The 12,208-nt window shown below is 64.0% G+C and carries 14 protein-coding genes; all 14 read left to right on the forward strand.

Annotated elements, in window-relative coordinates; genetic code table 11:
- Positions 1-114: 114 nt before the first annotated feature.
- The 14 genes from N8I74_RS10990 to N8I74_RS11055 all read left to right on the forward strand — a co-directional run bounded on the left by N8I74_RS10990 (position 115) and on the right by N8I74_RS11055 (position 12,185).
- On the forward strand, positions 115-708 hold the full coding sequence (locus N8I74_RS10990; RefSeq protein ID WP_263123122.1) for a hypothetical protein: 594 nt from the start codon (positions 115-117) through the stop codon (positions 706-708).
- Positions 705-1,475: a hypothetical protein gene (locus N8I74_RS10995; RefSeq protein WP_263123124.1), complete on the forward strand. Its 771-nt coding sequence runs from the start codon at positions 705-707 to the stop codon at positions 1,473-1,475. The genes N8I74_RS10990 and N8I74_RS10995 overlap by 4 nt, the downstream gene beginning before the upstream one ends.
- Positions 1,472-2,122: a hypothetical protein gene (locus tag N8I74_RS11000; RefSeq protein ID WP_263123126.1), complete on the forward strand. Its 651-nt coding sequence runs from the start codon at positions 1,472-1,474 to the stop codon at positions 2,120-2,122. Before N8I74_RS10995 ends, N8I74_RS11000 begins: the two co-directional genes overlap by 4 nt.
- Entirely contained in the window at positions 2,119-4,260 is a 2,142-nt protein-coding gene (locus tag N8I74_RS11005; RefSeq protein ID WP_263123127.1) for a phage terminase large subunit family protein, read from the forward strand. Before N8I74_RS11000 ends, N8I74_RS11005 begins: the two co-directional genes overlap by 4 nt.
- A gap of 140 nt (positions 4,261-4,400) precedes the next feature.
- Entirely contained in the window at positions 4,401-4,733 is a 333-nt protein-coding gene (locus N8I74_RS11010; RefSeq protein WP_263123128.1) for a Mor transcription activator family protein, read from the forward strand.
- 143 nt (positions 4,734-4,876) lie between these two features.
- Entirely contained in the window at positions 4,877-5,554 is a 678-nt protein-coding gene (locus N8I74_RS11015) for a hypothetical protein (RefSeq protein ID WP_263123129.1), read from the forward strand.
- A gap of 107 nt (positions 5,555-5,661) precedes the next feature.
- A complete protein-coding gene (locus N8I74_RS11020) occupies positions 5,662-5,895 on the forward strand; it encodes a hypothetical protein (protein WP_263123130.1) in 234 nt (77 codons plus the stop codon).
- 40 nt (positions 5,896-5,935) lie between these two features.
- Positions 5,936-6,322, forward strand: a complete 387-nt coding sequence (locus N8I74_RS11025) for a hypothetical protein (RefSeq protein ID WP_263123131.1) — start codon at positions 5,936-5,938, stop codon at positions 6,320-6,322.
- On the forward strand, positions 6,322-7,092 hold the full coding sequence (locus N8I74_RS11030) for a hypothetical protein (protein ID WP_263123132.1): 771 nt from the start codon (positions 6,322-6,324) through the stop codon (positions 7,090-7,092). The genes N8I74_RS11025 and N8I74_RS11030 overlap by 1 nt, the downstream gene beginning before the upstream one ends.
- Positions 7,089-7,991 (forward strand): helix-turn-helix domain-containing protein, encoded by a 903-nt coding sequence (locus N8I74_RS11035; protein WP_263123133.1) that lies wholly within the window; start codon positions 7,089-7,091, stop codon positions 7,989-7,991. The genes N8I74_RS11030 and N8I74_RS11035 overlap by 4 nt, the downstream gene beginning before the upstream one ends.
- Positions 7,992-8,001: 10 nt before the next feature.
- Positions 8,002-8,211 (forward strand): helix-turn-helix transcriptional regulator, encoded by a 210-nt coding sequence (locus N8I74_RS11040; RefSeq protein WP_263123134.1) that lies wholly within the window; start codon positions 8,002-8,004, stop codon positions 8,209-8,211.
- 109 nt (positions 8,212-8,320) lie between these two features.
- Positions 8,321-8,542 (forward strand): hypothetical protein, encoded by a 222-nt coding sequence (locus N8I74_RS11045; protein ID WP_263123135.1) that lies wholly within the window; start codon positions 8,321-8,323, stop codon positions 8,540-8,542.
- Positions 8,543-8,544: 2 nt separating this feature from the next.
- Entirely contained in the window at positions 8,545-10,056 is a 1,512-nt protein-coding gene (locus N8I74_RS11050) for a phage portal protein (RefSeq protein WP_263123136.1), read from the forward strand.
- 83 nt (positions 10,057-10,139) lie between these two features.
- Positions 10,140-12,185 carry a ClpP-like prohead protease/major capsid protein fusion protein gene (locus tag N8I74_RS11055; protein ID WP_263123137.1) on the forward strand — a complete coding sequence of 682 codons (2,046 nt, stop codon included), beginning with the start codon at positions 10,140-10,142 and terminating at the stop codon, positions 12,183-12,185.
- Positions 12,186-12,208: the final 23 nt, after the last annotated feature.

The following is a 12,208-nucleotide window of genomic DNA, read 5'->3' on the forward strand; positions in this document are numbered from 1 at the left end:
CTTCGTTTTATACCCGGAACACCCGGAACACCCGGAACAAACAAGGCAAATCAAGGGTTGGCAGCGTTCCGGGTACCCGGAACACCTCTTCGGAACCCGGAACAGGAACATCCCATGTCTGAAATCGACCCCGATCTGACCGAATCCCAGGCCGACTTTGCCCGGCGGCTCAACGTCAGCCGCAAAACCATCACGGTGGCCAAGCAGGCCGGCCGCTTGGTGATGCGAGACGGAATGGTGCTCGTTGCGGCCAGCTTGGCGCGCTATCACGCCACCGCCGGTGGCCGTGCTGATGTCGCTGCGCGGCACGCCGCAGAACGCGGCAATGCCATTCCCATGCTGGCCTCTGCCGCCACTGGTGCTGTTACGTCCCCAGAAACGGCCGGTAACGAACAGATCGACGCGGACCGCACCCGCTATAAGGCGATCGCACTGCACGCCGACAACCAGTTGGTCAAGCTGGAGATGCAGCAGGCGGCTGGCCAGCGCTTCCCGCTGGAGTCGGTCAAGCATGAGGCCCTTGGTGTGGGGGGCACCCTGCGCGCCGCCATTGAGCGACTGATCGACCACACCGCACCCCGCCTGGTCGCCACACTCGATCAGGCAGAGCGCCGCCGCATTGTCGCCGCGGAAGTCGATGCCATCCGTACGCAACTGCGCGCCGAATTCCCCCGCGCCCTGCGCCGGCTGCGGAGGGCAAAGCCGTGATCACCCTTCGCCCCGACCCGATCAGCCTGCAGCGCGCCGAACAGGTTGCTGCCGACAAGGCGCGGCGCTGCGCCGCGATCGCCCTGACCAGGACGGCCGTCCTGGCGCAGAAGCTGCTGCGGGACGAAATGAGCAGCGTGCTCGACCGGCCAACGCCGTTCACGTTGTCCGGTACCGTGGTGCGGCCGGCACTTTACCGCCGCGAACCGATTGCAGCGGCTGTGGTGTTCAAGGACTGGCAAGCCCGGTACATGGACGACGTGGTACTTGGGCTGCGCCAGCGCGGGCTGAAGCGCTTCGAACTGGCCCTGCAGGCAGCTGGCACCATGCCGCGCGGCTGGGTCTGCGTACCAGCGGCGCAGGCCCCGCGCGACGCATTCGGCAACGTGCCGCGCGGCTTGATCATGCAAATCATCAGCCAGATCGGCACCGAGTTGACCGGGGGTTACCAAAACCGCAGCCGCCCGGTCAGCAAGCGGGTGCGCAACCCCGACGGCACGTGGCGCTGGGTGACGCAAGATTCCGCAGCGTCACGCCGCAACAAGCAGCGCAACGGTTCGTTCTACGCGATCCAGCCAGGCGGTGACAGCAAGGTGCCACCCGGCATCTACCAGCGTCGCGCCAGCGCGCACGGCAGCATGACCCGGATGCTGTTTCTCTTCGCGCCCCAGGCCGCCTACCACCAGCAGATCGACCTGCAGCGCATCGGCCAGGAAGCAATGGACCGCTACTACCTGCGCGAATTCGAGGAGGCACTGCGCAAATGATCGACATTGATCTGACAGTGCAGCCCCAGTTGGATTTGTCGGGGTTCGAATCCGCACGTAAGCGGGAAAAGGAAAACAAGCGAAAAGCCAGCGCAGTAAAGACGAAATCCAGGATTGAAGCGCGATTCGCCAAATCGGAGGAAGTCCTGTCCAGCATCCTGCCCTCGCGGATTGAAACCGGGGATAGTTGGCACGTGCTGTCGTCCGGCGATGTCGACGCCCTGAGTTTCCTGGCGCATCTGTTGCGCGAAACCCCGATGGACTACGTGGCGTTTTCGACGTGGTGCATGGCGGCGGCAGATGTACATCGCATCGCCGAGTGGGTGGACAGCGGCCGAATCAAACACCTTGATGCCTACGTCGGTGAGATTTTTCCGAACCAGTATGCCGATGCACATCAACTGCTGTGCGCCCTGGTACGCCGCGGCCCAGGGCGTGTGGTTGTGTTCCGGAATCACAGCAAGCTGTTTCTGTGCCGCAGCCTGAACCGCTATTGGGTCGTCGAATCATCGGCCAACATCAACACGAATCCCAGATCGGAAAACACGGTCATTACCGCTTCAGAAGCGCTATTTGAGCACCACAAGCAATACCTGGATCGGGTTCGGTCATTCAATCGCGATTTCGATGACCGGGGTATCGTATGACCAGCCTCGCAGATATCCAGCTCGAATCCGCCAAACTCGCGGCCAAACAAAAGCAAGACGAACTTACAGCAGCGCTGGCCGGCAGCATTGCCCTCAGTGATCTGGCGCCGATCACCGCGGCCGCGCGGCAGGTGATGCTGGATTTGCTGGACCGCCTTGCAGACCGCATGGTCGAGGCCACGGCCGGTGAGCGCGACGAAACTCGTCTGCACTACCTGATGAGCGAGTCCGCGCGTGTTGCTCTGATGGATCTGGGGCCAGCGCTGGAGCGCGCCTGTGTGGCCGCACCGACCGTGGGCCAAGCCATGCGCCGCGGCGCCAAGCCGCGTGATCTGCTCACCGTCAGCCAATGGGCCGATCGCAACCGCTGGTTGCAGTCCGGCACCAACGCCCCAGGGCGCTGGAATACTGACCTGACCCCGTACCTGCGCGAGGTGATGGACAGCCTGTCGGAGCACAGCGCCGTGCGCTGGGTCACCTTCATCAAGTCCTCCGGCGTGGGCGGCACCGAGGCCGGCAACAACTGGATCGGTTACGTCATGCACCACCTGGGCAACCAGGACATGCTGGTGGTGATGCCGACGTTGGAGCTGCGGGATCGATCATTCAACCCGCGCTTGGCCAAGATGATCGACGAAACGCCGGTCCTCTCCGCGCTGGTGAGCCGCGCCAAGCGCGATAAATCCAACCGGGCCGACCTGCTGGAATACGCCGCCCGCGCCCGGATCGTCAAAGCCGGGGCCAACAGCCCCGATTCGCTGCGCTCTGACCATTTGCCCTACGTGCTGTGCGACGAAGTGGCCGCGTTCCCGTGGGACGTGGGCGGCGAGGGTGACCCGATGACGCTGATCGACAATCGTCAGCGTACCTACACCCGGGCCAAGACGTTCCTGGTGTCCACCCCGACCCGCTCGCAGCACGACCGCATCTACCACATGTGGTTGCGTTCCGATCAGCGGCGCTTCCATGTTCAATGCCCGCATTGTGGCGAACTGCAGCACCTTGAGTTCACCGCTTACGACAGCCCAGGCGCAGTCCATGGGCTGAAATGGCAGCTGGACCCCCCGGTGGATGACGAATCGACCCCCCAGGTGGCGCGCGCCTATTACATATGCAAGGCCAACGGCTGCGTGCTCGAGGAGCACGCCCGTACGGCATTGCTCGCATCCGGCCGGTGGATTGCGGCCCGCCCGCATATCAAGCTGCACCGCGGATACCACATCAACGCCCTCTATGCCCCGATCGGCCTCGGGCTGGACTGGAAAACCATCGCCCAGAAGTGGCTCAACGCCCAGGGCGACACCGCTGAGCTGAAGGCATTCGTCAACACCTTCCTGGGCTGGATCTGGGAAGAGCCGGGCGACAGCATCGAAGGCATCAGCCTGATTTCACGGCGCGAGCAATACGAACGCGGCACGATCCGATACGCCATCGTCGTCGCTGGCGTGGACGTCCAGAAAGACCGGCTGGAATGCAGCATCGTCGCCTTCGGCACGAGCGAGGAAGCCTGGCTGCTCGATCACGTCATTCTCCCGGGGGACACGGCCAAGCCCGAGGTATGGGAGCAATTGGGCAACCTGCTGCAGGATGAAGGCGTCGAATTCGCCTGCATCGACTCCGGCTACAACGCCAGCATGGTCTACGAGTTTTGCAAGTCGCGCGCGTGGTGCATGCCCATCAAGGGGGTGCCTGGGCTGCATCGCCCGCTGGTCGAAGACGAGCGCCGCCGGCGCCAGCGCATGCGGACCCGGCGCAAGCGTGGCGTGGCGGTCGAGCCCCTCGGCGTCGATCAGGGCAAAGCCCTGCTGTATGCCCGGCTGCGGCAACAAGAGCCCGGCCCCGGCTACATCCATTTCCCGATTGATTCTGCATTCGACGAGGAATATTTCGCACAGCTCGCCGCCGAAAAGCTGGTGACCAAGGTCCGGGGCACCCGCCCGTTCCAGGAGTGGGTGCAGATGCGCCCGCGCAACGAAACCCTGGACTGCCTCAACTATGCTCTCGCCGCTGTACGCCTGTCCGGGCGCGATCTGACCAAACTGAAAGAAATCCAGCCGCTGAAGCCGCAGCCCAAACCGGTCAAGGTCGCCGCAAAGCCGCGAGGCATTGCCAGCGATGACTGGAGCAATCGCCTGTGACACGCCGCCGGGCTGCCGTCGCATGCCAACCTTCACTGTTCGACGGTGAGGCGCTGGTGTGGGTGGCACGGCCAGTGCCGCGGCGAGTGCGGCAACCGCGTGTTTGTCCTCTGGGCGCCAGCGCTGCCGAGCAGCTGGTGTTGGACTGGAGCGTCCGCAACGACCCGCCGGACTGCACCCCACCGCATGAAACCGACTACCATGCCCTGCAGCTGCACCACGAGCTGACCCAGATACTCCGGGATGAAGCGGGCTACAGTGCGCAGGCCGCGCAGACTCTCGCCGCAGCCCTGGTGCGCGGCATGCGCAAACGCATCGGCGGCCAGGAATTCTACGTGCCGGCGGTGGACAAACGCGAACGCGACGCCGCAATCCGCCGCGAATTCAACGGGCTGAACCGAAAGGAAATTTGCCGTAAATTTGGGATTTCAAAATCGCGACTGTATGCAATTGTCGGACGGCAGAAGCCGTAGGAATCGCCGATTCGAGCCATCTGTATAAAAGACGAACGGTATTTGAGTTCATTGAATGAACGTAGTATAGTAACGACATGGACAGAGCATGTTGTCCAAGCCGAGAAGCCGGGCAAGTCGCCGCGGCAAACAGGAGAAAGAAAATGATCAAGACCAATGCTTCCGACCTGCGTGAAGAAATCGCCCCGGTGTACTGCCAGTACCAAGGGCAAAGTGGCCCTCAGCCGGCCTATATCACCATCCACCCAGAGTCTGAATCCGCCAGCGCGGGCTACAGCTCGGAAACTGGGAATGGCTGCCCTGAATCCATCTATCATAACCGCGCCTACCGCGTTCGCATTCCGGCGGATGTGCGGGGCACGGCAATCGCTGAGTTTCTCGAAGACACCGACACCCAAGCGCTGATTTCCAGCATCATCGCTGGCTACTCCTGCGATTGGGACGGCAGCAACCATCGCGGCTCGTTGAACGACGACGCAGAAAGCGCGCTTGCCGAGTTGGAACAGGCCGCCGAGCGCCTGCAATGGGACGACTGCCGCGCTCAAATCTGGGACGAGGACATGCTCGGCGTCTGCTTCGTTGTAGAGCACTGGCCGACTGCAAAAACACTCCCCGAGGCAATTGCCGAGATCGAGGCTGCCGCCGAGAGTGAAGGTGCATCGATTGAGTGTGATTTGAATGAATATCTGCTGGACCGCGCAGCATTGGCTTTCGAGTCGGGCAACCGACAAATTGGAGAAACCCACGTCGCAGCATTGCTGGCGGCAGGGAAGATCGACGAGGACGAGGCGCAGGAGTGGCGCGCCACCCAGGCGGATTAACCAAGCCGCAGCCGAGTAACTTTTGCGTTTATGGTAACGACATGGACAGAACATGTTGTCCAAGACGAGAAGCCGGGCAAATCGCCGCGGCAAATAGGAGAAATAAAATGGCAACCACCCGCGCCGCCAAGACCATCCAATACGAGGTAGAAATTGCCTACGAAGAGTATCAGGCAGAGTACATCCCCTGCTCGGGGAAAGCAGAGGTGGTAAAAATTGCGCAGAAAGAGGCAGTGAAGGCCGGGCAGAAGGTTTTTGTTTGTTGGTTCCGCCCTAGCGACGGACAAAGGGGGTATCTCAACCGGGATGGTGCCTACGAAATCACTGGGAAAGCTTGGTAACACTCGCCCCGCTCCGGCGGGGCTTTGCACTGGGGGGCTTATGGCCAGTACTCGCTATCAAATCCGCATCCCTGATCGCATGGCCGCCGTGCTGGGCGATGTCGCGGAAAACGAAATATCTGGGCGTATCGCCGACGTGCTCGATCGCTACCAGCATATCATCGGCGAAGCGCAGCAGCGCCTGCTTGCGCAACTGTCGCCGCTGGACCAGGCAATGATCCGCGCCGCCTGCCAGAGCTGGGCCACCCGCACCACGCCGGCCAGGATCCTGGTCGGCGGCATTGTCGCCGAACTGGAGGATGCTGCCGAGGATGGCGGCGACCTTTCCAGCATCGACCCGGTCAACGTAGAGGCGCTGGTCAGTCGCATCGCCGCGCTGTCGTCCGCCGACCAGATCGCTCTGATCGAGTGGTTGGAGCGACAGTAATGCCGGCCGCACGAAACCTGATTGGCGAGCGCTACGGCAAATTGGTGGTGATTGAGCGCGTCGCCAAACTGGCCAAGGGGTTCCTGTGGCGGTGCCGCTGTGACTGCGGCAACGTGTGCGATGTCCCGCAGTACCGCTTGCCCTGTACCGCCAGCGCCATCCGCCACCGGCGCGACCTAGTCACTGCCTGCGACGCGTGCCGGCTGACCCGAGAGTGCGCGGTATGCGGCCAGGCCTTCCATGCGCCCAATGGTCAGACTACCTGCTCGGAGACGTGCAGGGTGGAGCGCATCCGCCGGGAGCAACTGGCGCACTACTACAAGCGGGCGGCTCAGGACCCGGAACTCAACCGGACCCGCCACGCTATGGCCAAGGCGCGCGCTGCCGCTGACCCTGTAGTGGCCGAGCGGCGACGCGAGGTAGCACAGGCCGCGCATCGCCGACGCACTGAGAAAATCCGCAACGACCCCGAACTGCATGCGGCCAAATTGGCATGGCAGCGCGCGCATTACGCCGCCCACCGTGACGAGATTCAGGCCAGGCGCCATGAGCGCCTCGCGCACATGACGCCCGCGCAACATGCGCGCTGGATGGAGATGGTGAGGCGGCACGGACGAGCCTATCGGCGGCAATGGCGCGACGAACTGCAATCCAATCCTGAGGCCCATCAGAAGTACCTCGACCTGCAGCGCGAATACCGCCGGCAGCGTGCGTTACGCCAGTTGGTCGGCGTGGGCGCGGAACTGATCAAACGGAGCAACGATAAATGACAGGCATTACTGCATACGTGCCCAGCGGGCAGCTGTTGGAACTGACCACGATGTCCACCCAGCAGCTGCGCGGCGAGCTGGCGAAAATTCTGCAGGTGTCGGCCAAACAGTTGATCTATTTGGCTGCGGTCTGGGCTGAGTTGGAGCGCCGCGGCGAGGATATGTCCGAACTGCGCAGCGGGATGGGGCAGTACCTCCCCATGATCGCAGCCGGAACCATTGACGCCGAGGCAGTGGTACGCCACGCCGGCAATAAAACCCTGCTCAAGGCCCTGGCTACCCTGCCAGCATCGCAACAGCGGGCTTTGGTGGCCGACGGCCATATTCGTGTGATCGAGATGGGCGCAGGCGGTGAGCCAGTCGAGCGCCTGCTCCCGCTGGGCAGTCTGCGATCGGCAGAGGTCAAGCGCCTGATCCGAGGCGGGCGTGTACTGAGCGCAGACGAGCAGCGCGCGGAGCTGCCTGACCCTGTGACGCCGTCGACCAACTGGTGGCATATCGATCACGACGCCGGCCATTTGGTGGTGGGTCGCACCCGGCGCATCCCGCTCGCCGACATCATGCAAGCGATATCGAGCAGTCGTGGCAGATTCTCGCCGGCGGAAAGGGCGTTGATCAGAGAGATGTACCAGCAAGGCGAAACGCTGAGCGAGATCACCCGCAAAACGGGGAGGTCATATCTCTCAGTCCGCCGGGTGTTGCAGCGGGATGGCCTGTCCATGCCTGAGCGGAGCGATATGTACACTAGCGAGGAGGATCAGCTCATTCGGGATCTCTACTCCACCGAGACGGCTGACGCCATTGCGGCGCGGCTGCAACGGACGCCTGGTGCGATCAGGGCGCGTATCCGCCAACTGGGCCTGCGAAAGCCGAGAAAGGCTACCGCCGAGCAGATGTGAGCCCCGCACCATGACACCGCAGCACCTCGCCGATTGGCGTCAGCGCATGGGCTGGACCCAGCAACAGGCCGCAGATGCGCTCGGCGTCGGCCGCAACACCTACATCAGCATGGAGTCTGGGCGGAGCTATAACACCGGCCGGCCGCTTGTGATCGACCGGCGTACTGCTTTGGCATGCGCCGCGCTGGCTGAAGGGCTGACACCGATTGGCGAAATCTAGTCCCGGGGCCGCCTTTGGGGCCCACTTGAATGGCCAGATTTTCCAGTTTTCCCCCTAAAAACTGGACTGCCATAGCGCGAGGATGGGCACTCTCTCCATGGAGTGCCCTATGTCCATCGCCACTGACATGCTGGATCTGTACATCCAGGCCGAAAAAGACGTCCTGGGCGGAAAATCGGTCGAATTCAACGGCCGCCGCCTTACCCTGGAAAACCTCGCCGAGATCCGTGCTGGCCGGGTCGAATGGGAGCGTCGGGTCGCCGCCGAACGCCAGCCTGCGGGCGCGCCTCGCCTTGGGGGGCTCAGTTTCTCAGTCGCGCGGATGGACTGAGCATGAATCTCCTCGATCGGCTCATCGCCTGGGGCGCGCCGGAGCGCGCTATCCGGCGCCAAATGGCACGCAAGGTGTTGGCGCACTACGACGCCATCGACAAATCCGCGCCCCGTACCCGGCGGGTACGCCGCGATACGGCCAGCCCCGATATGATCGTGCAGCGCAGCGCAAGCGAGCTGCGCGCGTACGTCCGCGACCTGGAGCGCAACCACGACCTGACCCGTGGTGCGCTACGGGTGCTGGTCAACAACATCGTCGGCGCCACCGGTATCGGTATCGAGCCGCAACCCCGGCGCACTGACGGTACCATCCACCAGGACTACGCCGCAGCGCTGCGCACGGCGTGGCAGGACTGGTGCCGCCGGCCCGAGGTGACCCACAGCTACACCTGGCCGCAGGCACAGCGGATGCTGGCGCGCGCGTGGATCAGGGATGGTGAGTCGTTTGCACAGCACTTGATTGGCCCCATCGCCAGCCTCGATCACGGTACCCAGGTGCCGTATTCGCTGGAGCTGTTCGAGGCCGACATGATCCCCCTCGACTACGACGATGGCGATCGTATCCGCCAGGGGATTGAGCGCAATGGCTGGGGCAGGGCGGTCGGCTACTGGGTCTACCGCGACCATCCATTGCAATTCGGCACCTACCCCAGCCGGCAATACCTGCGCCGCATCGGCGCCGAGCGCATGCTGCATATCGCCACCACCGATCGCATTGGGCAGTTGCGCGGCGTGTCCGAGTTTGCCAGCGTGCTCACCCGCCTGGACGACATCAAAGATTACGAGGAGTCCGAGCGGATCGCAGCCAAGGTGGCCGCCATGCTCACCGCCTACGTCAAGCGCGGCACGCCGGACATGCACGATCCGGAATCGACAGCGCGCGACGAAGACGGCAACCCGATACCGCGCGAGTTGCGCCTGTCGCCGGGGATGATCCTGGATTCGCTGGCAGTGGGTGAGGAAATCGGGATGATCAAATCCGATCGCCCGAACCCCAACCTGATCACGTTCCGCCAGGGGCAGTTGCGCGCCGTCGCCGCCGGCATCGGCGCCAGCTACAGCAGCGTCAGCCGTGACTACAACGGCACGTACTCTGCGCAGCGCCAGGAGCTGGTGGAGCAGTGGGTCCACTACGCAACTCTCGCCGACGAATTCGTATCGCAATGCGTACGGCCGGTCTGGGAGCAGTTCGTGCAGGTCGCGCACCTTTCGGGTGTCGCGCGCGTGCCGCGGGACGTGGTGCCGGGCAGTGTGGACGACTGCCTTTACATCGCCCAGTCCATGCCCTGGATCGATCCGCTGAAAGAGGCGCTGGCCTGGGAAAAACTCTGCCAAGCCGGTTTTGCCAGCGAAGTGGAAGCGATCCGCCGCCGCGGCGGCAATCCGGCCGACGTGCTGGAGCAGATTGCCACCTGGCGTGAGCGCGCGTCCGAGCGCGGGCTGCACTTCAGCAGCGCGGCGCCGCCACCGCCTGCACCGGCCACCGCGCAGGAGGACGACGCGGACGAATAGGCAGGCTGCAGATATTCCAGTTTCTCCCCTAAAAACTGGACTGCCCTTACGAGACGATAGGCCCATCGCAACCGGAGACCGCGATGGGCCAACCCACCCGCACCAATCCCTACCGCATCAAGGCCGCCGCCAACGGGCACCCCGCCGAAATCCTGATCTATGGCGACATCGGGTACAGCTGGTACGAGGAGTCCGTGGAGGCCGCGCAGTTCGTGCGCGACCTGTTCGCGCTCGACGCCAGCCAGATTGTGGTGCGGATCAACAGCTACGGCGGCAGCGTGGTCGATGGCATCGCCGTCTGCAATGCGTTGACCCGCCACCCGGCCACGATCGACATCAAGATCGACGGCGTCGCCGCCAGCATCGCCAGCCTGATCGCCATGGCAGGCGACAGCATCGAGATCGCTGACAACGCGCAATTCATGCTGCACGCCCCATGGTCCCACATCTACGGCAACGCCGCGCAATTGCGCCAACACGCCGACATGCTGGATGGCTGGGCCGAATCGATGGCCGCCACCTACGCCCGCCGCACCGGCAAATCCACGGAGGAGGTGCAGGCTGACTGGCTCGCCGATGGCAGAGACCATTGGCTGACGGCGGAGGAGGCAGTCGCGGCCGGGTTGGCTGATCGCGTCGTGGCCTCCGGCGCCGCCCACCCCGATGACAGCGCCGCCGCGGCCATGGCCGGCCTTGCCCGTTTTCGCCCTCCTGCCGCGCTGCTCGCGCGCTGGGCGCCGCATCACCCCAACCCGGCGGCGGCCGCCGCCACACCCCAACAGGAGCAATCCATGCCCGATCCGACCCCCCCGGCGGCGCCGCAACCGTCCGCCGACGACATCAAAGCCCAGGCCCTGGCCGCCGACAAGGCGCGCCGTGATGGCATCCGCGCCAGCTTCGCAAAATTTGGCCACATTGAGGGTGTTGTCACACTCCAGGCCACCTGCGAGGACGACCACAGCTGCACCCCTCAAGCCGCCGGCGAAAAGCTGTTGGCTTTGCTGGCCAAAGATGCCAAGCCCGTCAACGCAGTCGTCGTCGAAGACGAGCGCGACAAGCTGCGTGGCGCCGCCACTCAGGCCCTGCTGGCACGGGCGGGCATTTCCGACGAAAAAGGCCAGACTGTCCGCGCGGACAGCGCCAACCCGTTCCGCGGCCATACGCTGCTGGATCTGGCCCGCGCCGCGCTGGTGCGCGCCGGCATCCGCACCGACGGGATGGACAAGATGGCGCTGGTGGCGGCCGCCTTCACGCAATCGGGCAGCGATTTCCCGGTGCTGCTGGAAAACACTATGCACAAGGCGCTGCAGACCGGCTACGCCCTGGCGCCGGACACCTGGTCGCGTTTCTGCAAGCGCGGATCGGTCAGCGATTTCCGGTCGCACAAGCGCTATCGCCTGGGCAGCCTGGGCAACCTGGATGCGCTCAACGAGCTGGGCGAATTCCGCAGCAAGGCCATTCCTGACGGCGAACGCTCCTCGATCGCCATCGGCACCAAGGGCAACCTGATCAACATCAGCCGCCAGGCCATCATCAACGATGATCTCGGGGTGTTCGTGGGGCTGGCCGAGCTGCTCGGGCGCAGTGCCCGCCGGTCCATCGAGGCCGACGTCTACGCGCTGCTGGCCAGCAATCCGGTGCTGGAGGACGGCATCCCACTGTTCCACGCTGACCACGGCAACCTGGGCGTGTCGTCTGCGCCGACGGTGCAGTCGTTCGAGGAGGCCCGTGTGCTGATGGCCAAGCAGATGGATATCAGCAGGAACGACTACCTCGACTTGCGCCCTGCCATCTGGCTGGGCGGCATGGGACACGGCGGCGATGTCCGGGTGCTCAACGATGCCCAGTACGACCCGGACACCGTCAACAAGCTGCAGAAGCCCAACAAGGTGCGCGGGCTGGTCGGCGACGTCATCGATACCCCGCGCATTGCCGGCAGCGAGTGGTACCTGTTTGCCAGCCCCGCCGACGCGCCGGTGCTCGAAGTGGCCTTCCTGGATGGCCAGGACACGCCGTTCCTCGATATGGAGCGCGGCTTCGAGGTGGACGGCGCGCGCTACAAGGTACGGCTGGACTACGGCGTGGCGGCAGGCGACTACCGCGGCGCGATCAAGAACAACGGCGCCTGATCCGCCTGACCACTCAAGGAGTC

Origin of the sequence: Chitiniphilus purpureus, from assembly GCF_025642115.1 — a bacterium.
GTDB lineage: Bacteria > Pseudomonadota > Gammaproteobacteria > Burkholderiales > Chitinibacteraceae > Chitiniphilus > Chitiniphilus purpureus.